The organism is Pseudomonas asplenii, from assembly GCF_001293465.1.
GTDB classification, from domain to species: Bacteria; Pseudomonadota; Gammaproteobacteria; order Pseudomonadales; family Pseudomonadaceae; genus Aquipseudomonas; species Aquipseudomonas fuscovaginae_B.
The window spans coordinates 58,936-79,985 of the sequence record NZ_JSYZ01000028.1 but is presented as its reverse complement, the minus strand read 5'-3'; the positions used below and the strand labels follow the sequence as shown (position 1 = coordinate 79,985).

Below are 21,050 nucleotides of genomic sequence, written 5' to 3'. Positions count from 1 at the left end.
ATTGCTCGTGACTCGAAGTGCCGAGGGTGATTATTCATCAAATTGAAACAAAGGCAAGGTGCACCCGCCTTTAATCGGCGAGGCAGGGAAGAACGACTTTTCCAGACTGCGGAACAAGTCGAGCGGAAAATAAATCCATTGCGGAATTTTTAGGGGGCGTGTCATGTACTACGTTGTAATTGCGATGCTGACAGTATTGCTGGTACCAGGTCCGACGAACTCGCTGCTGCTGCAGTCGGGGGTCATTCGTGGTCTGGGGACTTATTCATTGAAGTTGGTTCTCGCCGAATGGACGGCCTACCTGATCCAGATCACCGCGTGGGGAGTCTTCATCGATGCGCTGACGCAGGATCACGCATGGGTGGTGGTGCTGACCAAGAGCCTGGCGGTGATGTTCCTGTTCTACATTTCCTTTAAGTTGTGGTTTTCGGCGCAGGTCGATGCCTCCGGAAAGCCCTCTGCCATCTCGGTTTCGGCTATGTTCGTGGCGACCCTGACCAACCCGAAAGGGCTGTTTTTCGCCTCATTCGTGGCCCCGCCAGGCACCTTCCTGCATCTGCAAAGCTACCTGGAATTCATGGCCGTCTTTTCCCTGGTGATTCTGCCCGTGGCTCTTGTCTGGGTGAGTCTGGGGGCGTTTTGCGAACGCAATTTCTCAGCGTTCCTATCGGGCAACAGGGTCAATAAATTCGTTTCATTGGTCATCGGGCTGTTTGCCAGCATGGCCTTTTACAACTTGGCCTCGAAAGTCATCCTGGCCTGAAAGATTCCTGGCGCAGCGTTGGAAAAGATCAAGACGATAACCGGGTCGGCCTCGGCGGTGAGAGACCCGCGGGGAAGGAAAGAGGGGCTGACTCGGGACTATCGGTTAGAAAATATTGTAGCGAATGGCCTTGACCATGGCCTGTCTGATATTGGTGCAACCCAGTTTCTCGGTAATTTTCTTGGCGTAGAATTTCACCGTGCGTTCAGTGATATTCATGATCAGGCCAATCTCCTGATAGTTCTTGCCAAGGGCCAGCCAGTGTAGAAACTCGATTTCCCTGGGGCTCAGGGACAGCAACTCTTCCTGGTTCTCTTCAATGGGCCGATGCTGATGGATGATGGTACTGATTGCCTGGATCAGGAACAGATTCGAGTGAATGATGCGTTCAAAGTCAGGGTCGCCTTCGACACAGGGCAAGTGCAATGAACCGAAAGCACTGCCGGGCTCATGAGTGGGAATGCTGAAGCCCTGGTCGATACCATAACGGGCGGATTGCTCGAAGACTTTGTTGGGAGTACGGGCACGGTCGTGTATCGTCGCCCAGAAAAAAGGGGATGAGGTGATGGCGGCATTGGCCATGACCGGATCAGACTTGTAGAGTGCCTGTTTGCGATAGGTGTCGACCCATTCTTGCGGATAGTTTCCATGAATGGAAATTTCGCCGTTTTCGATTAAGTGCGAGTCGGCGTAGACATAGGCGAATCGTGTTATTTCCAGCTTTTGAAGTGCCCAGCTCAAGACTTCGACATAGGTTTTTTCGCTGGCCCCAGGCATGTTGTTTTCAACTTCTCTAGCCAGATCAAACGTATGTTTGATTGTGCGGAGTTTGGGCATGAGAAACGGGCTCCGGTCAGCTCAATGTGCGCCGATTTATGCATCCGTAGTGGGGGTGACATCTGTTTTATAACATCGACGAAAAACCATTTCAACATGTGTCAAAGTGAAATCATCCAGGGTAAAAAACCGACTGAATCACTCATGTTTGACGTCATTCCCTTGCCTTGACCGGCCAGGGTGGTCAGGTCCTTCGCGACGATTCAGTCCGTACCGGAGGAACTGTGTGACCGCCCAGTCACGAACAAGTTCCCCGGTAGACACGTCGTTTTCACCGCAGGTGAAAGGTGTCAGGGCAGGCACGAGGGTGGCCTGCTGTGCGTCAACGAGCGCTCTTGTCCAGCATCGCCAGCAGCAACACCTGGGTGCCAGCCTCGGCCCAGTGCGGATGGATGTGTTCAGCCTCGTTATGGCTCAGGCCGTCGACGCAAGGCACGAAGATCATCGAGGTCGGCGCGACGCGGTTGAGGTAGCAGGCGTCATGGCCGGCGCCGGAGACCATATCCCTGTGGCTGTACCCCAGTTGCTCGGCGGCGCGCCTGACACTGTCGATGCAGCCGGCATCGAAGTCGATCGGCGCATAATCGAAGATCTGCTCGACCTTCCAGCGCAAGCCCATGCCTTCGGCAATGCGTTGGACCTGCTGGCGGAACTCTCGATCCAGTCCGGCCAGCGCTTCCTCCCGCGGATGGCGGAACTCGACACTGAAGAACACCCGCCCCGGCACCACGTTACGCGAGTTGGGGAATACCTTGACCAGGCCAATGGTCGCCCGGCCTTCATCGCCCTGGGCCAGGCCCAGGGCATTGACCGCCTCGGCGACCCGTGCCAGGCCGAGGAAAGCATCCAGGCGCAGAGCCATCGGCGTGGTGCCAGCATGGGCGCTGCGGCCGAAAAGCTCGACCTCGTACCAGCGCTGCCCCTGTGCCCCGGTGACAACACCGATGGTGATGTCTTCGGCCTCAAGGATCGGCCCCTGCTCGATGTGCAATTCGAACGCGGCATGGATATCGCGGCCGCCCATCGGTTCGGAGCCGGCGTAGCCAATGCTTGCCAGGGCCTGGCCGAGGGTGATGCCCTCGGCGTCGGTGCGCGACAGGCCGTAGTCGAGGTCGAACACCCCGGCGTAGACACCGGAAGCGATCATCGCGGGGGCGAAGCGCGAGCCTTCCTCGTTGGTCCAGTTGATCACTTCGAGCGGCCGCTCGGTCTCGATGCCAAGGTCGTTGAGAGTACGGATCACCTCGAGCCCTGCCAGCACGCCGTAGATCCCGTCGAATTTGCCGCCCGCAGGTTGCGAGTCACCGTGGGAGCCGGTGATCACTGGCGCCAGGCTGTCGTCGCGGCCGGCACGACGGGCGAAGATGTTGCCCATGGCGTCGATGCGGATGCTGCAGCCGGCCTCACGTGCCCATTGCACGAACAGGTCGCGGCCACGGCGGTCTTCTTCGGTAAGGGCCAGGCGTGAAACCCCGCCGTTCTCGGTGGCACCGATACGGGCCATTTCCATCAGCGAGTCCCACAGGCGTTCGCCATCGATGCGCAGTGGCTGGCTCATGCCTCACCGTCCTGTGGTTTGACCTGGTAGCGGAAGTCGCAATGGGAAGCACCGCCCATGATGGTCTGGGTGCGCTTGAGCTCGACCCGTGGGTCGTAGCCGACAATGAACAGTTCGTCGCGGTTGCACGAGAGCAGGTGGCCGATCTCACCCAGGCCCATCTCGTGGTACATCTCGGCGTAGCGGCAGCGGTGCACGTCGTAGTCGAAGTGGGTGGCGTCGCTGGCGATCACGTCGACCTTCAGCGCGTCGTCCTTCTCCCAGAGCTCCTGCAGGTCGACGAAACCCTGCAGGTCGGGGCCATTGGGCTCGCGCGCAGCAAATTGCCGGCCGGCCTCGACCGCGGCCTGGGACACGGCCTCACCGATCACCGCGGCGGCCTTGTCCTTGCCGTAGTCGCGCACCAGGATTTCGTAGATGGGTTTGATGATCTCGGCCTCGATTCGCCGGCGGGCGAGGATGCCCAGTTCTCCGTCATGTTGACTCATAGTGTGTGCCTCCATCAGCTCCACGGACCGTCCGGGCGGTGGTGATACAGGGATCGCCACCGCCGGCCGGGTTATTGTTGGCCGCCGGCTACGCTGACCGGCCGCCAGGTATTGGCCTTGACCTGGTAAACGGTAAAGGTCGGGTTCTTCAGGTTGCCTTCGGCGTCGAAGGCGATCGGACCGGTGACGCCCTGGTACTGGCTGGCCTTGAGCACCGGCAGGTACTTGGCCGGGTCGGTGGAGTCGGCCTTCTCGATAGCGGCGATCAACACACCAACGCCATCGTAGGCGAAGGGGGCGTGCAGCTCGATATGGGTCTTGTAGTGTTGCTCGTAGGTCTGCTCGAACGCCTTGCCGCCAGGCATTTGTGCCACGGCCAGGCCCGGCTCCAGGGCAATGACGCCTTCGCCTTCCTTCTGCGCCAGTTCAAGGAAGGTCTGGCTGACGAAGCCACCGGCGCCCATCAGCGTGGCCTTGATTCCCAGTTGCCGGATGCGGCGGGCCAGGGGCGCGGCCTGGGCATCGACGCCGCCGAAGAAGATCAGGTCTGGGTTCTTGCTGCGGACGGTGGTCAGCACGGCGCTGAAGTCCACGGTCTTGTCGTCGACGTATTCGCGCGACACCACGCTGCCGCCATTTGCCTCGATGGATTTGACGAACTGGTCGGCCAGGCCCTGGCCGAAGGCGGTGCGGTCGTCGATCACGGCGATGCGTCTGGCTTTCAGGGTTTCCAGCGCGTAGCGACCGGCGACCTGGCCGCCATCATCGTCATGGCCCATGACCCGGAAGCTGGTGTCGAAGCCCTGTTGGGTGTAGGCGTGGCCGGTGGCGACCGGCGCGACCTGGGCAATGCCGGCGTCATGATAGACCCGCGCCGCCGGAATGCTGGTACCGGTGTTCCAGTGGCCGACCACACCGACCACACCGGCATCGACCAGGCGCTGGGCGACGGTCACGGCGGTGCGTGGGTCGGACTGGTCGTCTTCCGACAACAGTTTGTAGGTCACGGCTTCGCCATGGATTTTCGGGTGGCGGGCGTTGGCTGCGTCGATCGCCAATTGCGCGCCGTTTTCCAGGTCCTTGCCGATCCGTGCGGAAGGGCCGGTGAGGGGGCCGGCCAGGCCGATGAGAACCTGCTGGTCGGCCTGGGCAACAGCGCTGGCCAGGCTGCTGATGGCGATACCGATCAGACCGGCGCGCTTGATGAGGGCAGTGATGTGCATGTGGGTGTCCTGTTGCAGAGTGCGACCTGACGGGTCGCTGGTTTTATTGGCTCCGGAGGCCCGGTGGCGGTTCGGGTTCATTCGCCGAGGTAGGCGGCACGGACATGCGGATCGTCCCGCAGGTCCGCCGAGGCGCCGTGCAGGCTGACCCGGCCGCTGTCCATGACATAGGCACGCTGGCAGACCTGCAGGGCGAGACGTGCGTTCTGCTCGACCAGCAGCAGGGTCATGCCGCTGTCGCAGACCTGATCGATCACCTCGAAAATCTTCTCCACCATGATCGGCGCCAGGCCCATCGACGGTTCGTCCAGCACCAGGAGGCGCGGGCGCGACATCAGTGCGCGGGCCAGGGCCAGCATCTGCTGTTCACCACCGGACAACAGCCCGGCCGGTTGCCGGGCGCGACGGTGCAGATGGGGAAATCGTTCCAGCCAACTCTCGATCTCCTGCTCGACCTGTTCCTGGTCGGTGCGGCAGAAGGCGCCGGCGTGCAGGTTCTCCAGCACGCTCATGCGCGCGAACACGCCACGGCCTTCCGGCACCATGGCGATGCCCTGGCGCAGCAGTTCGTGGGCGGCACGGCCGGCAATCGAGCGACCGGCGAAGCGGATCTCGCCGGCGCTGGCCGGCAGCAGCCCGGTCAGCGCCTTGAGGGTCGAGGTCTTGCCGGCGCCGTTGGCACCGATCAGCGTGACCCGCTCACCCGGGTCGATGTGCAGGTCCAGCGACTTGACCGCGGCGATGGCGCCGTAGTGCACGCTCAGACCCTGGATGCGCAGAAGGGCTTCAGGCATGGGCGCCAGCTCCGAGATAGGCCTGGATTACCGCCGGGTCGCGGCGGACCGTTTCGGCATCGCCCCGGGCGATGACCTGCCCGTGGTCGAGTACCGTCAACTGGTCGCAGATGCCCATGACCAGCTTGACGTCGTGCTCGATCAGTAACACGGTGCAGCGGTCGGCGCGGATCTTTTCCAGCAGCTCGCGCAATTGCCGTTTTTCGCTGAGGTTCATGCCCGCCGCCGGCTCGTCGAGGGCCAGCAGGCGCGGTTCTGTAGCCAGTGCCCGGGCGATTTCCAGCCGGCGCTGGTGGCCGTAGGACAGGCTGTCGGCGCGGTAATCGGCGAACCGGCCGATGCCCACGTAGTCGAGCAGTTGCCGGGCCCGCTCGCGGGTCTGGCGCTCCTCCTCGCGGCCGCGTCGATGGCCGCTCAAGGCCGCCCAGACGCCGTTGCGGGTGCGCACATGTCGCCCGACCATGACGTTTTCCAGCGCGCTCATGGCGTTGAACAGGCGGATATTCTGGAAGGTGCGGGCAATTCCGGCCTGCGCCACCTTGTGTACCGACGAAGGCCGGTAGTCCTGGCCGTCGAGGTGGAACTGCCCCGAATCGGCGCGGTACAAACCGGTCATCACATTGAAGAAGGTGGTCTTGCCGGCACCATTGGGGCCGATCAGTCCATGGATATGGCCGTTCTCGATGCTCAGACTCACGTCGCAAAGTGCCGCCACGCCGCCAAAGCGTTTGTTCACGCCGTTGATTTCCAGCAGGATCGTGCTCATCGCGCGCCTCCGTTACCGGCTGGCCAGAGGCCAGCTGGTCGATAAAGCATGGCGAGGATCAGCGCCAGGCCGTAGAACAGTTGACGGATGATTTCCGGGTCCAGCAGCACCTGGCCGAACAGGGCCTGTTGCAGGCTGCCCGTGCTCGCTCGCAGCACCTCCGGCAGGGCGGCCAGCAGCACGCAGCCGAGAATCACTCCCGGAACGTGGCCCATGCCACCGAGCACCACCATCGCCAGCACGGCGATCGATTCGTTGAGTGTGAAGGATTCCGGCGAGACAAAGCCCTGGAACGAGGCGAACAACGCCCCGCTGACACCGCCAAAGGCCGCGCCGATGGCGAACGCCAGCAGTTTCAGGTTGCGGGTGTTGAGGCCCATCGCTTCGGCGGCCTGCTCATCCTCGCGGATCGCCAGCCAGGCGCGACCGATACGCGAGCGCTGCAGGCGAATGCAGGTGAACAGGATCGCCACCATCAGCGCCGCGAACAGGTAGTAATACAGGTACACCGACGGCAGGCGCAGGCCGAACAGCTCCTGGGTGCGGGCCAGGTTCACACCCCACAGTTGCAGGGGATCGACCGAGGAAATGCCCTTGGGGCCATTGGTCAGGTTGATCGGACGGTCGAGGTTGCGCATGAAGATGCGGATGATCTCGCCGAAGCCCAGGGTCACGATCGCCAGGTAATCGCCACGCAGGCGCAGGGTCGGTGCACCGAGCAGGATGCCCAGGCCGGCGGCCAGCAGCGCGGCCAGCGGCAGGATCAGCCACAGCGGCGCATGCATCCCGCCGGGCAGCGCGGCGGCCAGCGACGGAAACTGGGTGAGCAGGTGCGGCGAGGAGAGCAGGGCGGCCAGGTAAGCGCCGACCGCATAGAAGGCGATGAAGCCCATGTCCAGCAGCCCGGCGTAGCCGACCACGATGTTCAGGCCCAGCGCCAGCATGATGTACAGCAGCGCGAAGTCCAGGGTGCGGACCCAGGCGTTGCCGCCCGCCTGGCCGACCAACCAGGGGGCGAGCAGCAGGGCGGCGGCGAACAGCAGCAGGCCGAGTTTTGCCCGTGGTGCGGTGTTGTTGAGGATCGATTCGACGGTCATGCGCGGCTCGCCAGTCGTTCGCCCAGAAGGCCGGTAGGGCGCAGCACCAGCACGGCGATCAGCACCATGAAGGCGAACACGTCCTGATAGTTGCTGCCGAATACGCCGCCAGTGGCTTCACCGAGGTAACCGGTGCCCAGGGACTCGATCAGGCCGAGCACGATGCCGCCGAGCATCGCGCCCTTGAGGTTGCCGATCCCGCCAAGCACCGCGGCGGTGAAGGCCTTGATGCCGGGCAGAAAACCCATGTAGAAGTGCGCGCTGCCGTAGTTGCTGGCCATCATGATTCCGGCCAGCGCCGCCAGTGCGCCGCCGATGGCGAAGGTCAGCACAATCACCTGGTTGGGGTTGATGCCCATCAGGCTGGCGACCTGCGGGTTTTCCGCCACGGCGCGCATGGCCCGGCCCAGGCGGGTGTGATGGACCAGCAGGAGCAGCGCGGCCATCAGGGCGGAGGCGATGCCGATGGTGGCGAGTGCCGTGACGTTGGTGATGGCGGGTGGGTGCAGGTCATCACCGGGGGTGACTTCGATCGGGTCTAGCGGTAGCAGTTGCACGAACATCTGCGGGTTGCGCGACCACACCAGCATCGCCACGGTCTGCAACAACAGTGAAACACCGATACCGCTGATCAGCGGCGCCAGGCGCGGGGCGTTGCGCAGACGCCGGTAGGCGACGCGTTCGATCAGCACCGCGAGCAACGCGCAGGCGGCCATGGCGCCCAGGGTCGCCAGCAGCAATACCAGCAGGCCGGGCAGAGCTGGGAACAGTGATTTCAGCAGGTGGATGAGCGACAGGCCGATCAGCGCGCCCATCATCAACAGGTCGCCATGGGCGAAGTTGATGATCCGCAGTATCCCGTAGACCATGGTGTAACCCAATGCGACCAAGGCATACAGGCTGCCGAGCATCAGGCCGTTGAGCAGTTGTTGTATCAGGGTATCCATTGCAGCGAAAAAGCCTCTGGTGCCAGAACGACCGCAAACGCACAAAGGCCGGGCCGGGAAGAGGCGCACAGTAGTTCTACATTCTATTTTTATCAAATATCTGTAAAAACTATGCTTATAACCAAAGCAAAAACCTAGAAATCCTGCGAAAAATAGTGGTTTTCAGCGTTTTATTTTTAGAATATTCTCAACACATGAAAAATACAGAACAGTTAGATAGCGATCCGCCCCTTCGTGCAGTACGCACCTTCGAAGCCTTCGCCCGTCACGGTGGCGTCAATGCCGCCGCGCGCGAGCTGGACATCTCGGCGTCTGCCATCAGCCACCAGTTGCGCCTGCTGGAGGAGTTCCTGCAGCAACCGCTGACCTTCCGGCAGGGGCGCAACCTGATCCTGACCGAGGAGGGCCGCGAGTATTACCGGGCGATCCGCTCGGCCTTCGCGGTATTGCGCAGCGCCACCGACCACGTGCGGGAAAAGTCGGCGCTGCGCCAGGTCACCATCAGCCTGATCCCGTTGTTCGGCATCAACCTGTTCATTCCGCGCCTGCCCGAGTTTCTTGAGGAAAACCCCGGCCTGGACATCAGTGTCACCTACGCCAACCACCGCAGCTATCCGAGCGATGCGGCGGATATCTCGATCCGCTTCGGTACCGGCCACTGGCCGGGCTACCATAGCGAACCGCTGATCTCCGGCGCCGTTGCGGCGTTCTGCAGTCGCGAGTTCCTGCAGCGCCACGGGCCGATCGACAGTCCCGAGGCGCTGGTCGAGCTGCCGCTGTTGCACGACGAGGAACGGGGCACGTGGGCGCAATGGTTCCAGCAGGCGGGCGTACGCCGTTCCACTGCGCTCAACGGGCTGTTGTTCGAGGATGGGCAACTGGCATTGACGGCGACACTGACCGGGCTCGGCTGTGCGCTGCTGCGTGAACCGCTGGTAATGCCTTACGTGGCCAGCGGCGAACTGGTGCGGCTGTTCGATAGCACGGTCGATGACGGTCGCGGCTACTACCTGTGCCGGCGTGCTGACAGCGAACTGTCCCGCGAGGGCCTGAACCTCTATAGCTGGATCAAGCGCAGCCTGATCGGCAACCCGGGCTGAGTACGCTGCGCAAACGACCCCTTGCGGGCGCCGCGAGACTGTGCCGGAGTCAAAGATAGCCAGCTCCCCAAGGGATGACGTCTTGGCCCAGGCTGAATCTTGCCGGCACACGGACGTTACGTTTGTATCGCTTCAGTTCTTGGAGCGGCATAATGCCACTACCTTGGGCACGCGGATGTGCCCGCTGTTTACCATCCCCCCGCGCCATTCGAGGTTCGCCAGTATGCAGTTCATTGACGATTCCGATGCCATGTACCGCCTGCTCATCCAGAGCGTGGTGGACTATGCCATCTACATGCTCACTCCCGAGGGCATCGTCGCGAACTGGAATCCCGGCGCCGAGCGCGCCAAGGGGTACACCGCCGGGGAAATCGTCGGCAAGAACTTCTCGCTGTTCTACAGCGAGGAGGAGCGTGAGCGCGACCAGCCGGCGCAGAACCTGGAGATTGCCCGGCGGACCGGCCGCTTCGAGGACCAGGGCTGGCGCCTGAAGAAGGATGGCAGCGCCTTCTGGGCCCACGTGGTGATCGACGCGATTCATGATGACCACGGGCAACTGATCGGCTTCGCCAAGATCACCCGGGACATCACCGAGAAGCGCGACAACGAGCTGCAACTGATGGAAGCCAAGGTGCTGGCCGAGCAGTACAGCGCCGAGATGGCCTCGCTGTCGCGCTTCCTCGACTCGGTCATTTCCAATATTCCCGCCAGCGTCATCGTCAAGGACGTGCAGACCAACCGGGTGCTGCTGGCCAACGACCAGGCCGAGGCGCTGTTCGTGCCGAACGGCGGCAGCATGGTCGGCAAGCTCATGGCCGACTGCCTGCCGGCGGAGTCGGCCGCCTATATCGAACAGCAGATGAGCCAGGACCTGCGCATCGGCCAGGTCAGGACCGTCGAGACCCTGGTCAATACCAATCGCGGCCCCAGGACCCTCAGAAGCCGCACCGTGCTCAACCAGGACCCCGGCAACGCCTCCGAGTACGTGCTGTTCGTCGCCGAGGACGTCAGCGTCGAACTGGCCGCGAACGCCAAGATCCACCACATGGCACACCATGACGCGCTCACCGGCCTGCCAAACCGCGTGCTGTTCCACGAGCGGCTGAGAAACGCGCTGCAGCAAGCCAAGGGCACGGGCAGGATCACTGCCACGCTGTGCCTGGACCTGGACGACTTCAAGAACGTCAACGACGCCCTCGGCCACGGTTTCGGCGACAAGCTGCTGCGGGTACTCAGCGCGCGCCTGCGGGCCGAACTGCGTGACAACGACACCCTGGCGCGGCTGGGCGGCGACGAATTCGCGGTGATCCTGCCGGATCTGGAGACGGCCGAGGTCGCCGAGATGACCGCGCAACGGCTGATCCAGGCGATTCGCCCGGCGTTCCTGATCGACGGCCACAGCTGCTCGGTCGGCATGAGCATCGGTATCGCCCTGTCGCCGCAAGACCACCATCATCCCGAGCAACTGATGGGCTACGCGGACATGGCCCTGTACGAGGCCAAGCGCAACGGCCGCAGTCGCTTCGAACGCTTCAGGCCGCAGCTGGACGAGGCGGCACGCTATCGTCGCACCATGGAAACCGACCTGCGCACGGCGCTGCACTTCGGTCATCTGCAACTGCACTACCAGCCGATCGTCACCCGGTGCGGCAAGGAGATCTCCGGCTACGAGGCACTGCTGCGCTGGCGGCACCCGACCAAGGGGATGATCATGCCGAGCGACTTCATCTCCATGGCGGAAGAGACCGGCCTGATCCACGAGGTCGGCAACCGGGCCCTGAACCTGGCCTGTCAGGAGGCGGCCAGTTGGGGCACGGAGCAGACCGTTTCGGTGAACCTGTCGCCGATCCAGTTCAAGAACCCTGGCCTGGTGGATTCGGTGGCGCTGGCCCTGGCGGATGCCGGCCTGGCACCGTCACGCCTGGAGCTGGAGATCACCGAATCGGTGCTGCTGGACAACAGCGAAGAGAACGTGAACATGCTCCGGGCCCTGAAGGCCCTGGGCGTGGCCATCTCCCTCGATGACTTCGGCACCGGCTACTCGTCACTCGGTTATCTGCGCTCGTTCCCGTTCGACCGGATCAAGATCGACATGTCGTTTGTGCGCGAGATGGCCCATAGCAAGGAAGCGCTGGCGATCATCAGGGCCATTACCGGCATGAGCAACAGCCTGCTGATCAAGACCACCGCGGAAGGGGTGGAGACTGCCCAGCAGGTGGAGCAACTGATCATCGAAGGTTGCTCGCACTTCCAGGGCTACTTCTTCGGACGGCCGATGCCGGCGGACGAGCGGCTGGGGAGCCTGTCCCCGGAGGCGGACGAACGCTTGTCGCCAGCGGCCTCCCTGTAGGAGCGGGCTTGCCCGCGAAAGAGTCCTGAAGTCTTGCCGGCTGGCGGTGGTGCACGGCCCCGCGCTCAGCCCGCCGGGCTGTCTGCGTATCGTCTATGCGCTGGATGACGACTCGCTGCACATGCGCCCATGCGTAAGCTCCATCTGGCTCATTCACTCAGAGTGCGCCTTTCCACAACTCGTCAAGATGGCGAAAACCCCAGGCCTCGGGCGACTCCCGGCCCACGATCCTGTCCGCACCGCAGACCTTGGCAAGGTCGACGATTCGGGGCAGGATCGGCGTACGGCCCTTGGTCATGAAGAACACCTTGACCTTGGGCGTGAGCAAAGAGCGTTCATGCTGCTCCGTCACCACCCCCAGCGCGCCGCTTTCGAGCCGTACCAGGGAGCCGACCGGGTAGATACCGACCGTGCGAACGAAGGCCTTGAAAACGTTCTCGTCGAAATGTCCCTGCCATTCCGCCATCTTGTGAATCGATTCGGCAGGGCCCCAGCCTTTCTTGTAGGGGCGATCGGAGGTGATGGCATCGTAGACGTCACACACCGCGCCCATCCGGGCGAACAGGCTGAGTTGCTCGCCCTTGAGGTTGGACGGATAGCCTGAACCGTCGATCTTCTCATGATGGTGGAGGCAGACATCCACGGCCAGCGCACTGACGTGATGGCAGAGCACCAGAATCTCACCGCCGGCCTGTGGATGTCGACGGATCAATTCGAACTCGGCGTTGTCGAGCTTGCCGGGCTTGTTGAGAATCGCATCGGGTACCGAGGCCTTGCCGATGTCGTGCAATAGGCCGGCAATGCCCGCTTCGTGCACCAACGCCTCGGACAGTCCGAGTTGGCGGGCCAGGGCGATCATCAATGCGCACACCGCCACGGAGTGCAGGTAGGTGTACTCATCGGCCGTTTTCAGCCGGGCCAGGCTGATCAGGGCATTGGGGTGTCGATGAATGGAGTGGGCGATATCGTCCACCACTGTATCGACGTCATCGAGATCGATCACCGCCCCCATCCGTGCATGGCTGAACATCTCCACCACAGCCGCCTTTGACCGTTCGCAAATCCGCCGGGCCGAGGCCAGTTCATCCTCCATGCTCGAACGGATCACCACGGTTTTCTCGGCGATGTCCTCAAGGCGTTCATCAGCCTGTTGTGCCGCCTCCTCGGGTGAGAGGCTGAGCGCACCAGGGGGTATATCGAGTCCCTTGTCGGTATCGATCCAGACCTGAGAAACCGAAGAGTTCAGAATCTGCTTGAGATCCTGCTCACTACTGAGCAGAAATCGCCCCCTCAAGAAAGGATGGTCCATCCAGGAGCCGCACAGTTCCTTGATGTACATGCCAACACAAAGATCAGTGGTTTTTATACGTTTCAACATGGCAGACAGCCTGTATCCAGGTAAGCACTCAAGTCCTGCGATTGAAAGCAACTCTCATTCGATGGCCAGTATTACGCCATCTCAGTCCATTGTTTGGGCCAATGCCTGTTTATAGTCAAGATAGACGTTGGCTGCGCAGGTCAGGAACGCCTGCTCCCACAGAGGCCTGAGTTACGATCCTGGGCACGCTCGCCTTGCTGGCCTTCAATGAAATAAACCTTTTGCCATGTGGTGTAGTCAATTGGAATAAGGGCCCCGTTTTCAGTGGGCCAAGGCGTTGGCTGTGAAACTGCAAGCAGCCCGCCCACCCCGATTCATCCCTAGGAGGCAACCATGGCCCGAGCCCTCTGGAAAGGTGCGATCAGCTTCGGTCTCGTGCATATCCCGGTATCCCTGAACACTGCCGTGCATGCCCAGGGCGTGGATTTCGACTGGCTCGACAAGCGCAGCATGGACCCGGTGGGCTACAAGCGGGTGAACAAGGTGACCGGCAAGGAGATCGAAAAGGACAACATCGTCAAGGGCGTGGAGTACGAAAAGGGCCGCTATGTGGTGATCAGCGAAGAAGAGATCCGCCAGGCCCGACCCGCCGCAACCCAGACCATCGATATCTTCTCTTTCGTCGAGGCCAGCGAGATCCCCTTGCAACACTTCGATACGCCGTACTACCTCAGCCCGGACCAGCGCGGCGGCAAGGTCTATGCCTTATTGCGCGAAACCCTTCACAGCACTGGCAAGGTCGCCCTGGCCACGGTGGTGCTGCACACCCGCCAGCACCTGGCGCTGTTGCGGCCACTGGACGCGGCGCTGGTGCTGATCACCCTGCGTTGGCCCAATGAAGTGCGCGGGCTGGACACGTTGGAGCTGGACAGCAGCGTGACCGCCAGCAAGCTGGACAAGCGTGAACGGGAGATGGCCAAGCGGCTGGTGGAAGAGATGAGCGGGCCCTGGACGCCTGACGATTACCATGATGCGTTTCGCCAGACCATTCTCGACCTGGTTCAGGAGAAAGCCAGCAAGGGCAGGATCGAGACCGTGGACAAGGGCGAGGAGGGCGGCGAGAAGGGGGCGGATATTATCGACCTGACCGAACTGCTCAAGCGCAGCCTGGCGGGGGGCGGTGGCGCCAGGACGAAGAAGAAGCCGGCGGCGAAACGACCCCGCCAGGCATCCTGAGGGTGAAGGCGCAGGCCCGCCGACCTGTTCGCGAATAAATGCGGCCCCCCGCTTTATCCGCGAACGCGCCTGTTGCCGCGAGCCGGCCGGCAGCCCCTCAGCCGATCCCCAGTTGCCGGCGCATACGCACAGTGATCGACTGGCGCACCTTGGCCATCTCCGCCCACGGGTCATCCACCTCGGCCAGGCGCTCATGCAGGTTGCCGATGTTCCACTGGTTGGCCCCCTTGAGCTGCGTCAGTTCCTCACGCCAGATCGGCACCGACACCGGCAATCCTTCACGGGCGCGCAGCGAATAGGCGGCGACGGTGGTCGCCCCTCTGCCGTTGCGCAGATAGTCGATGAAGATCCGCCCGATCCGGTTCTTCGGCCCTGACACGGCACTGAGCCGATCCGGAAACAGCCCTGCCAAGTGCTCGACGATGGCGTGGCAGAAGTCTTTCACCTCATCCCATCCCGCTCGCCGGGTCAACGGCACCACCAGGTGCATGCCCTTGCCTCCACTGGTCTTGAGAAACACCTTCAGGCCCAGCTCGTCGAGCAGCGTCAGGGTCAACCGAGTGGCTTCGAGCATGGCCTTCCACGGCAGCGCCGGGTCGGGGTCGAGGTCGAGGACGAAGCGGTCCGGCTGGTCAAAGTCCTTGTCGGTAGCGTTCCAGGTGTGCAGTTCGAGCATGTTCATCTGCACCGCAGCCAGCAGACTGTCGGCGCGATCGAACACCATCGCCGCCTGTCCGGCCTGTTCCTTGCCATAGCTGATCACGCCGGGAAGGTGCAACTGCCCGGCATGTTTCTGGAAGAACATCTCGCCGCCCAGGCCATCCGGTGCGCGCACCAGCGCCACCGGCCGATCCTTGAGCTGTGGCAGCAGCCAGCCGGCGACCTGGGCGTAGTATTCGGCGATCTGCCGCTTGGTGGTGCCGGTGGTCGCGTCGATCACCCGGTCGGGGTGGGTCAGTCGCAGGCTACCCGTTTCTGCGGGCGGCGCCTGCACAGCCTTTTTGCCGGGCTGGGCCAGTTCCAGGTCGATGCCGCTGGCCGGTTTGTCATCGCGCAGGCCGTGAAAGACCGAATGACGCACCACGCCGTCCCGGGTCATCTGCGCATAGGCAACTTCCGCCAGCAACTGCGGCTTGAGCCAGTGCACATCGCGGGCTTCGGCGCCGGTCGGTAGATTGGCCAGCGCCGGCTTGCCGGTTTCCAGCGGCTTGAGACGCCCATGAATGCTCGCCAGCGTCACGGCGCTGAAACCGGTACCTACCTTGCCGGCGTAGCGCAGTTCGCCACTGTCGGGGTCGTGCAGGGCCAGCAGCAGGGCCCCGAAGGAGGTGCGGCGGCCCTTGGGCTCGGTATAACCCACGACCACGAACTCCTGGCGCCGCTTACACTTGAGCTTGATCCAGTCACTGCTGCGACGGCCCCGGTAAGGACTGTCGGCGCGTTTGCCAATCAGGCCTTCCAGTTCCAGGCGACAGGCGCTGTCGAGCAGCGCCTCGACCGGCTGATCGAAATCGGCGGAAAACTTCAGTCGCTCGGAGTCGTTGTGTTCGAGCAATTGCGCCAGGGTACCGCGCCGATCCTGTATCGGTAGCGGGCGCAGGTCCTTGCCGCCGAGGAAGGGCAGATCGAACAGGTAGTAGGTGATGCGCTCGTCATGCTCGGTGTCGAAAGCATTCTGCAACGCCTGGAAATCGGCAACGCCGTGACGGTCCAGGACGACCATCTCGCCATCGAGCCACGCCGAGTCCAGGCCCAGTGCCTTGAGCGCCTCGACCTGGCGCGGCATTTTCGCACTCCAGTCGTGGCCGTTGCGGGTGAACAGGCGAACGTCATCCCCGTCGATACGGGCCAGGATGCGGTAGCCGTCGAACTTGACCTCGTAGCGCCAGTCCCCGCTGGGCGGCGAGTCGACCAGGGTGGCAAGCTGCGGTTGCAGCGCCGCCGGCAGGCTGGCTGCCTGGGGCCGCGGCTTCGGTTTGGCTTCATGTTGGCGAGCAGGCGAGGCCGCCTGGCGCGGCACCAGGGTTCGATCACTGAGTACGCTGTCGGGGAGAGCGGCGACGATGCTGTAATCCGCTTCGCTGCGGGCCTGGCCGTCGTGGGACTTGACCAGCATCCATTGCTCCTTCTTGCCCGCCAGGTGAGTGCGGAACAGGTTCCAGGTGCCCGACAGCTTCTCGCCTTGCAGGCGAAAACGCAGCTTGCCCTTGGCATAGGCTTCACGAGGATCGCCCTCGGGCTCCCAGATGCCGCGGTCCCAGACGATCACGTCACCGGCGCCGTAATGCCCCTCGGGGATGTTGCCCTCGAAATCCGCATAGTCCAGCGGGTGGTCTTCGACATGAACCGCCAGGCGACGAACCTTGGGGTCGAGCGAGGGGCCCTTGGGGATCGCCCAGCTTTTCAGGGTGCCGTCCAGCTCGAGGCGAAAGTCATAATGCAGATGGCTGGCGTCATGCTTCTGAATGCAGTACTGCAGCGCGTGCGCCGTATCGGGGCGCCGACGCTTGCCGGCGGGCTCGGGCGTGGCATTGAAGTCGCGTTTGCGCTGATATTCCTCAAGAGGCTTGGCCATGACGGGCTCCGTAACGATTCACGAGGTCTCTCTGGTTGGGATGTGAGGGCCAGTCCGGGAGTTCAAAAAAGCTCGTGGCTGCCGCCGAGCCTGCCTATAGCTGCACCTGCGGCTCCACGCCGGGCTCGGTGACCAGTTCGCCGTCCAGGCCGAGATCGGCCAGCAGGCGGCGGGCGTCGTACGGAGCGTGCACCTTCTGGTCGTTGTCGAAGTAGCAGTACACATCACGCGAAGCCCGCCTGGCCGGCGCCCGCTGAACGATCAGCTCGGCATCCCGCGGCTGGCCACCCTCGCTCCAGGCCTGGATCCGCGAGCGCCAACGGTGCAGCGCCTTGGCGGTGTAGCCGCTGCTGTAGAGTTCGACGTCGCCGTGCAGGCGCAGGTAGACGAAATCGGCGGTGACATCCTCGACATACGGCCATTTGCCGGCGCTGTCGGAGACCACCAGCGCCACCTCGTGCTTGCGCAACAGGTCGACGAACGTCTCACAGAGAAAACTCGGATGCCGGATTTCCACGGCATGGCGCAGGCGCGCGTTGCCGCGATTGGTGGTGCCGCCGTTGCCCTGCAGGCGCTCGGCGGCATGCCCGGCGCAAGCCCGGGCGGCCTGGCGGTCCTTGGGCAGTTTTTCCAGAAAATCGCTGAAGCGCTGTTCATCGAACCTCATCGACGGCGGAAACTGCCAGAGAAACGGCCCCAGCTTGTCCCCCAGCATCAGCGGGCCTGAAGCGAAGAAATTGGCCAGCGGCTCGTCGATCTCGCGAAGCCTGCGCACATGGGTGATATAGCGCGGCGCCTTGACCGAAAACACAAAGCCATCCGGCGTGCTGTCGCGCCACTGCACATAGCGTTCAGGCGTCTGCAGGGCATAGAACGAACCATTGATCTCGATGGTGTTGACCGCCCGCGAAGCGAAGGCCAACTCATCATCCTGGCGCAGCCCCTTCGGATAGAAATCCTTGCGCCACGGGCTGTAGCGCCAACCGGAAATACCAATGCGGATCTCGCTCATGAGTGCATCCATTCATTCGAGTCAATACATACTCATAGCGACCCTTGGGAATCCTGGAGGGTTCAGGGCGATGGACAAACGGCCTGGGTGATTAATGGCTGTTCTACCTACTGTCGTCGAGTGGTGAATCGGGATTCCCATCGGCCTCGATCTGACAGCTTCGGCCTTCTTCGCCTTATATCATCGCAGTGGATACACACTTTAAACTTCGCGCCGTCGTTAGTTATTGCCCATGACGGCGATGATTGCTGCCTTCAGGTATCTTGCCAAATACCGGGCAAGATGTAGGAAGTTGAATAGAGCCACTGATGATATTAAGGAATTGCTGTGAGAAAGTTACTGATCCCCGCCTTGTTTGCAGGCTGTTTCGGAACCGGGGCACAGGCGGCGGAAATTTCCGCGGCCATCGGCGCTACAGGCCAGGGAGCCCCGGCCCTTCGCGCGGGCCTGGGCTTTGGCTGGGATCAGCAGTGGTTCAATACTTCCACAGGGCATCTGACCGGCTATTGGGATATGGGCTACACCTATTGGGGGGCCGGAGATCAGGCGGGAACGCGTCACACTCTTTCTTTCGCCCCGGTATTCGTCTACGAGTTCGGCAACTCGGGCGTAGTACCCTTTGTGGAGATCGGTGTAGGTGTCTCCACTTTCTCGGGCTCGAGAGTCGGCGACAAGAAACTGGGAAGTGCCTTCAACTTTGAAGACCGACTGGGCGCCGGTATCAAGTTGACGAACAATCAGCGCCTGGGTGTTCGCGTCATTCATTATTCCAACGCGAGTATCAAGAAGCCAAACCAGGGCATAGAGTCGTACTCGTTGTTCTATAGCCACGATATCTGACGGGCCTGGCGAGAGCGAATTCGGGCAAATGATTCTGAACACCCCGGCGACGGCAGCGGTCTACCCCTTCGTGTTCAACGTGGGCGGTAAGCTATCGGCGACTGTCAAGCGGGCGCCCGCATACCGCAAAGGCTAGGAGGCGACATGGAAAAAGACACGCAAGCACAGGCGAAAACCCAGGGTGAGCAAGAGCGGGATAACGATGCTCACCGGCCCGACGGCTCGTCCGGAACCGGGCACGACTCCACCGCACAGAAAACAGCCCGGGACCAGGGCCCGCATTCATCCGAACAGGCGAGTGTGAAGAACGACCTCGGCTTCGATCCGGACTCCCCAGACCTGGAGGACCCGCAAGTGGATCCCCAAGGGCCGGCAAAACCGCCCAGGGACGAGCGCCAGCACTAGATAAAACCGGGGCCGGGGGCCATCCGGGAGCCCCTGGACCCGGCTCATCAACTACGGATGTCCGTCACTTGCCATGGCTGGCATGCAACGCCTTGACCTGCTCCAGGTGATGCTCGAGCGTCGGCAGGGTCTCGCTGGCGAACGCCTTCAGCTCGGCCTTGTCCGAGGAAGCCGCTTCCTTCTTGAACAGCTCCACGGCTTTTTCGTGAGCCTTGAGCTGATTCTCGACATAGGACTTGTCGAAGGATTCGTCACGCCATTCCAGGATCATCTTCTTGACCTTGTCGGTCAGCGCCGCCTCGTCGGGCACCTCGATGTCCAGCTTGTGGGCGATCTCGGAGAGTTTCTGGTTGGCCTGGGTGTGATCGCTGACCATCTTTGCGGCGAACTGCTTGATGTCGGCGCTGTGGCTCTTCTCCTGGGCCAGCTTGCCGAGCACCACTTCGGAGATGCCCGATTCGGTGGCGGCATCGACGAAATCGTTGGAGGTCGCGGCCTGCACCTGCAGCGATGCCATGCCCAGTGCCAGCGCCAGGCCCGCGTATTTGAAGAATGGATTGCTCATCTTTCACTCCTTGCTCGTTGGTGCGACTTCAGTGTCGCGTTAGGTGCGACCCGGGGCCTGGGAAAAAGGTTTAGTTTTTTTGCGGGCGCGGGCGACCAATGACACGGGACGCAATTAAATAAAACCTTCACGGCAGCGACAGGTCAGTCTTTGTAAGGGCCTTCTTTCCAGGGCCAGGGAGGTGCCAGATGAAACTCGTCTGCCTGTTGTATGGATGCCAGTGGCGCAGCCTGCTGATCAGTGACGTCGCCGGGCACAAATGCGAATGCTGCGAGCGCTGCGGGGCCGTGCGCCACCGCCATGCCGACCAACCCATCCACCTGTAGAACCCGGCTTGCCGGCGAACCGCCGCAGGCGGCCATCCAAACGGAGAACCCTCATGCCTAAGCCAAACACCCAAAAGCCTCCACTCGATATCGACACCACCGAAGACCGCATGGGCAGCGTCCATGAACTGGACTTCAGCGAACGCCGCGACGAACGCCAGGGCCGCATCGGCGACGAACGCCCGGCGCGGGAAGTGGAAGAGGAGTATCCGGCCAGGCGCGTGGCCGAGAGCGGCATGACCGGCGGCGAGGCGCTGAGCGACAGCCCCCATGAAGACAACGTCACCCTCGATGACCTCAGCCCCGAGACGCTGTTCGACGAAACCGGCGCCCGCGGCCCGGACGAACCGGGTACCGGCGGCACTCCGGCGGACCAGAGCCTGCGCCGGGTCAGGGCCGCTGAGATCGGCGGCGGCATTGGCCTGGACGAGGCCGAACTGGCGCGCTCGGCACCGCTCGACGGCGAGCCGTGGACCGATGACGTCGTCCCCTCCAACAACGGAAGAACCTCCAAATGAACCCACAGCGCTGTGCCTGCAATCATTGTTCCTGCACCGTAGGGGCCAACGCCGTCATACGCGATGGCAAGGCCTATTGCTGCCAAGCCTGTGCATCGGGCCACCCCCAGCACCAGCCTTGCTGCAAGGGTGAGTGCAAATGTGGCGAGGCAAGTCATTCGACTTCACCTTGAGTTCCGTGGCCGGGCCTGGCTCGTGGCTGTAATGGCAGTTCCCCGCCAGGCTGAGTGTCCCTTTGGTCTTCCCACAGCCTGCTGTTGCGGGAGACGGCTCTTGACCCGCCAACCCTTTCCATCCCCCAATAGGCTTCTCGTCGCGCAACCAGGGAACAG

Annotated in this window: 20 protein-coding genes and 1 pseudogene; 9 read left to right on the top strand and 12 right to left on the bottom strand. The window is 62.5% G+C overall.

Features of this window, described 5'->3' with window-relative positions:
• Nucleotides 1–163 precede the first annotated feature (163 nt).
• The gene (locus tag PF66_RS29245; RefSeq protein ID WP_054064588.1) at nt 164–763 is read left to right on the top strand and encodes a LysE family translocator; all 600 of its coding nucleotides are present in this window, start codon (nt 164–166) and stop codon (nt 761–763) included.
• 105 nt (nt 764–868) lie between these two features.
• Here the strand turns inward: PF66_RS29245 and PF66_RS29240 are convergent, their stop codons facing one another.
• The 8 genes from PF66_RS29240 to PF66_RS29205 all read right to left on the bottom strand — a co-directional run bounded on the left by PF66_RS29240 (nt 869) and on the right by PF66_RS29205 (nt 8,473).
• Nucleotides 869–1,600: a LuxR family transcriptional regulator gene (locus tag PF66_RS29240; protein ID WP_081006095.1), complete on the bottom strand. Its 732-nt coding sequence runs from the start codon at nt 1,598–1,600 to the stop codon at nt 869–871.
• Between the two features lie 322 nt (nt 1,601–1,922).
• Nucleotides 1,923–3,158, bottom strand: coding sequence for a Zn-dependent hydrolase (locus PF66_RS29235; RefSeq protein WP_054061019.1), 1,236 nt, complete (start codon nt 3,156–3,158; stop codon nt 1,923–1,925).
• Nucleotides 3,155–3,646, bottom strand: a complete 492-nt coding sequence (locus tag PF66_RS29230; RefSeq protein WP_054061020.1) for an L-2-amino-thiazoline-4-carboxylic acid hydrolase — start codon at nt 3,644–3,646, stop codon at nt 3,155–3,157. Before PF66_RS29230 ends, PF66_RS29235 begins: the two co-directional genes overlap by 4 nt.
• Nucleotides 3,647–3,717: 71 nt before the next feature.
• Nucleotides 3,718–4,869 (bottom strand): branched-chain amino acid ABC transporter substrate-binding protein, encoded by a 1,152-nt coding sequence (locus PF66_RS29225; RefSeq protein ID WP_054061021.1) that lies wholly within the window; start codon nt 4,867–4,869, stop codon nt 3,718–3,720.
• Between the two features lie 77 nt (nt 4,870–4,946).
• Nucleotides 4,947–5,663 (bottom strand): ABC transporter ATP-binding protein, encoded by a 717-nt coding sequence (locus PF66_RS29220; protein ID WP_054064587.1) that lies wholly within the window; start codon nt 5,661–5,663, stop codon nt 4,947–4,949.
• Entirely contained in the window at nt 5,656–6,429 is a 774-nt protein-coding gene (locus PF66_RS29215; RefSeq protein WP_054064586.1) for an ABC transporter ATP-binding protein, read from the bottom strand. The genes PF66_RS29220 and PF66_RS29215 overlap by 8 nt, the downstream gene beginning before the upstream one ends.
• The gene (locus PF66_RS29210; RefSeq protein ID WP_054061024.1) at nt 6,426–7,526 is read right to left on the bottom strand and encodes a branched-chain amino acid ABC transporter permease; all 1,101 of its coding nucleotides are present in this window, start codon (nt 7,524–7,526) and stop codon (nt 6,426–6,428) included. Before PF66_RS29210 ends, PF66_RS29215 begins: the two co-directional genes overlap by 4 nt.
• Nucleotides 7,523–8,473 (bottom strand): branched-chain amino acid ABC transporter permease, encoded by a 951-nt coding sequence (locus PF66_RS29205; RefSeq protein WP_054061025.1) that lies wholly within the window; start codon nt 8,471–8,473, stop codon nt 7,523–7,525. The genes PF66_RS29210 and PF66_RS29205 overlap by 4 nt, the downstream gene beginning before the upstream one ends.
• Before the next feature lie 194 nt (nt 8,474–8,667).
• Here PF66_RS29205 and PF66_RS29200 point away from each other — a divergent pair, with 194 nt between their 5' ends.
• Nucleotides 8,668–9,573, top strand: coding sequence for a LysR substrate-binding domain-containing protein (locus tag PF66_RS29200; RefSeq protein WP_054061026.1), 906 nt, complete (start codon nt 8,668–8,670; stop codon nt 9,571–9,573).
• 223 nt (nt 9,574–9,796) lie between these two features.
• Complete coding sequence (locus PF66_RS29195; protein ID WP_054061033.1) at nt 9,797–11,923, top strand: sensor domain-containing protein; 2,127 nt, start codon at nt 9,797–9,799, stop codon at nt 11,921–11,923.
• Nucleotides 11,924–12,080: 157 nt separating this feature from the next.
• On the opposite strand, the gene PF66_RS29190 is transcribed toward PF66_RS29195, so the two are convergent.
• Nucleotides 12,081–13,301, bottom strand: a complete 1,221-nt coding sequence (locus PF66_RS29190; RefSeq protein ID WP_054061027.1) for an HD-GYP domain-containing protein — start codon at nt 13,299–13,301, stop codon at nt 12,081–12,083.
• A gap of 333 nt (nt 13,302–13,634) precedes the next feature.
• Between PF66_RS29190 and PF66_RS29185 the strand changes: the two genes are divergently transcribed.
• The gene (locus PF66_RS29185) at nt 13,635–14,477 is read left to right on the top strand and encodes a Ku protein (protein ID WP_054064585.1); all 843 of its coding nucleotides are present in this window, start codon (nt 13,635–13,637) and stop codon (nt 14,475–14,477) included.
• A 97-nt stretch (nt 14,478–14,574) separates the two neighbouring features.
• On the opposite strand, the gene ligD is transcribed toward PF66_RS29185, so the two are convergent.
• Nucleotides 14,575–17,052 (bottom strand): DNA ligase D, encoded by a 2,478-nt coding sequence (gene ligD / locus PF66_RS29180; protein WP_054064584.1) that lies wholly within the window; start codon nt 17,050–17,052, stop codon nt 14,575–14,577.
• Nucleotides 17,053–17,146: 94 nt separating this feature from the next.
• Entirely contained in the window at nt 17,147–18,064 is a 918-nt protein-coding gene (locus PF66_RS29175; protein WP_054064583.1) for a DUF72 domain-containing protein, read from the bottom strand.
• 327 nt (nt 18,065–18,391) lie between these two features.
• On the opposite strand from PF66_RS29175, the gene PF66_RS29170 reads away from it, so the two are divergent.
• A complete protein-coding gene (locus PF66_RS29170; protein WP_054061031.1) occupies nt 18,392–18,904 on the top strand; it encodes an acyloxyacyl hydrolase in 513 nt (170 codons plus the stop codon).
• A 264-nt stretch (nt 18,905–19,168) separates the two neighbouring features.
• Nucleotides 19,169–19,309: pseudogene (locus PF66_RS33745) on the top strand (DUF6021 family protein); the annotation flags it as partial.
• 64 nt (nt 19,310–19,373) lie between these two features.
• Here PF66_RS33745 and PF66_RS29160 read toward each other — a convergent pair.
• A complete protein-coding gene (locus tag PF66_RS29160; protein WP_054060850.1) occupies nt 19,374–19,874 on the bottom strand; it encodes a DUF4142 domain-containing protein in 501 nt (166 codons plus the stop codon).
• Nucleotides 19,875–20,062: 188 nt separating this feature from the next.
• Between PF66_RS29160 and PF66_RS33240 the strand changes: the two genes are divergently transcribed.
• The 3 genes from PF66_RS33240 to PF66_RS32405 are packed head-to-tail and all read left to right on the top strand — an operon-like array spanning nt 20,063 to nt 20,891.
• Nucleotides 20,063–20,200: a PSPA7_2676 family Cys-rich small protein gene (locus PF66_RS33240; RefSeq protein WP_192842800.1), complete on the top strand. Its 138-nt coding sequence runs from the start codon at nt 20,063–20,065 to the stop codon at nt 20,198–20,200.
• A 53-nt stretch (nt 20,201–20,253) separates the two neighbouring features.
• Nucleotides 20,254–20,718 carry a hypothetical protein gene (locus PF66_RS29155; RefSeq protein WP_054060851.1) on the top strand — a complete coding sequence of 155 codons (465 nt, stop codon included), beginning with the start codon at nt 20,254–20,256 and terminating at the stop codon, nt 20,716–20,718.
• Complete coding sequence (locus PF66_RS32405; protein ID WP_081009937.1) at nt 20,715–20,891, top strand: metallothionein; 177 nt, start codon at nt 20,715–20,717, stop codon at nt 20,889–20,891. Before PF66_RS29155 ends, PF66_RS32405 begins: the two co-directional genes overlap by 4 nt.
• Nucleotides 20,892–21,050 lie beyond the last annotated feature (159 nt).

Excerpts from the sequence above, each read along its gene's own strand:
- PF66_RS29245 (WP_054064588.1), top strand. The coding sequence starts at position 164 with ATGTACTACGTTGTAATTGCGATGCTGACAGTATTGCTGGTACCAGGT.
- PF66_RS29240 (WP_081006095.1), bottom strand. The coding sequence starts at position 1,600 with ATGCCCAAACTCCGCACAATCAAACATACGTTTGATCTGGCTAGAGAA.
- PF66_RS29235 (WP_054061019.1), bottom strand. The coding sequence starts at position 3,158 with ATGAGCCAGCCACTGCGCATCGATGGCGAACGCCTGTGGGACTCGCTG.
- PF66_RS29230 (WP_054061020.1), bottom strand. The coding sequence starts at position 3,646 with ATGAGTCAACATGACGGAGAACTGGGCATCCTCGCCCGCCGGCGAATC.
- PF66_RS29225 (WP_054061021.1), bottom strand. The coding sequence starts at position 4,869 with ATGCACATCACTGCCCTCATCAAGCGCGCCGGTCTGATCGGTATCGCC.
- PF66_RS29220 (WP_054064587.1), bottom strand. The coding sequence starts at position 5,663 with ATGCCTGAAGCCCTTCTGCGCATCCAGGGTCTGAGCGTGCACTACGGC.
- PF66_RS29215 (WP_054064586.1), bottom strand. The coding sequence starts at position 6,429 with ATGAGCACGATCCTGCTGGAAATCAACGGCGTGAACAAACGCTTTGGC.
- PF66_RS29210 (WP_054061024.1), bottom strand. The coding sequence starts at position 7,526 with ATGACCGTCGAATCGATCCTCAACAACACCGCACCACGGGCAAAACTC.
- PF66_RS29205 (WP_054061025.1), bottom strand. The coding sequence starts at position 8,473 with ATGGATACCCTGATACAACAACTGCTCAACGGCCTGATGCTCGGCAGC.
- PF66_RS29200 (WP_054061026.1), top strand. The coding sequence starts at position 8,668 with ATGAAAAATACAGAACAGTTAGATAGCGATCCGCCCCTTCGTGCAGTA.
- PF66_RS29195 (WP_054061033.1), top strand. The coding sequence starts at position 9,797 with ATGCAGTTCATTGACGATTCCGATGCCATGTACCGCCTGCTCATCCAG.
- PF66_RS29190 (WP_054061027.1), bottom strand. The coding sequence starts at position 13,301 with ATGTTGAAACGTATAAAAACCACTGATCTTTGTGTTGGCATGTACATC.
- PF66_RS29185 (WP_054064585.1), top strand. The coding sequence starts at position 13,635 with ATGGCCCGAGCCCTCTGGAAAGGTGCGATCAGCTTCGGTCTCGTGCAT.
- ligD (WP_054064584.1), bottom strand. The coding sequence starts at position 17,052 with ATGGCCAAGCCTCTTGAGGAATATCAGCGCAAACGCGACTTCAATGCC.
- PF66_RS29175 (WP_054064583.1), bottom strand. The coding sequence starts at position 18,064 with ATGAGCGAGATCCGCATTGGTATTTCCGGTTGGCGCTACAGCCCGTGG.
- PF66_RS29160 (WP_054060850.1), bottom strand. The coding sequence starts at position 19,874 with ATGAGCAATCCATTCTTCAAATACGCGGGCCTGGCGCTGGCACTGGGC.
- PF66_RS33240 (WP_192842800.1), top strand. The coding sequence starts at position 20,063 with ATGAAACTCGTCTGCCTGTTGTATGGATGCCAGTGGCGCAGCCTGCTG.
- PF66_RS29155 (WP_054060851.1), top strand. The coding sequence starts at position 20,254 with ATGCCTAAGCCAAACACCCAAAAGCCTCCACTCGATATCGACACCACC.
- PF66_RS32405 (WP_081009937.1), top strand. The coding sequence starts at position 20,715 with ATGAACCCACAGCGCTGTGCCTGCAATCATTGTTCCTGCACCGTAGGG.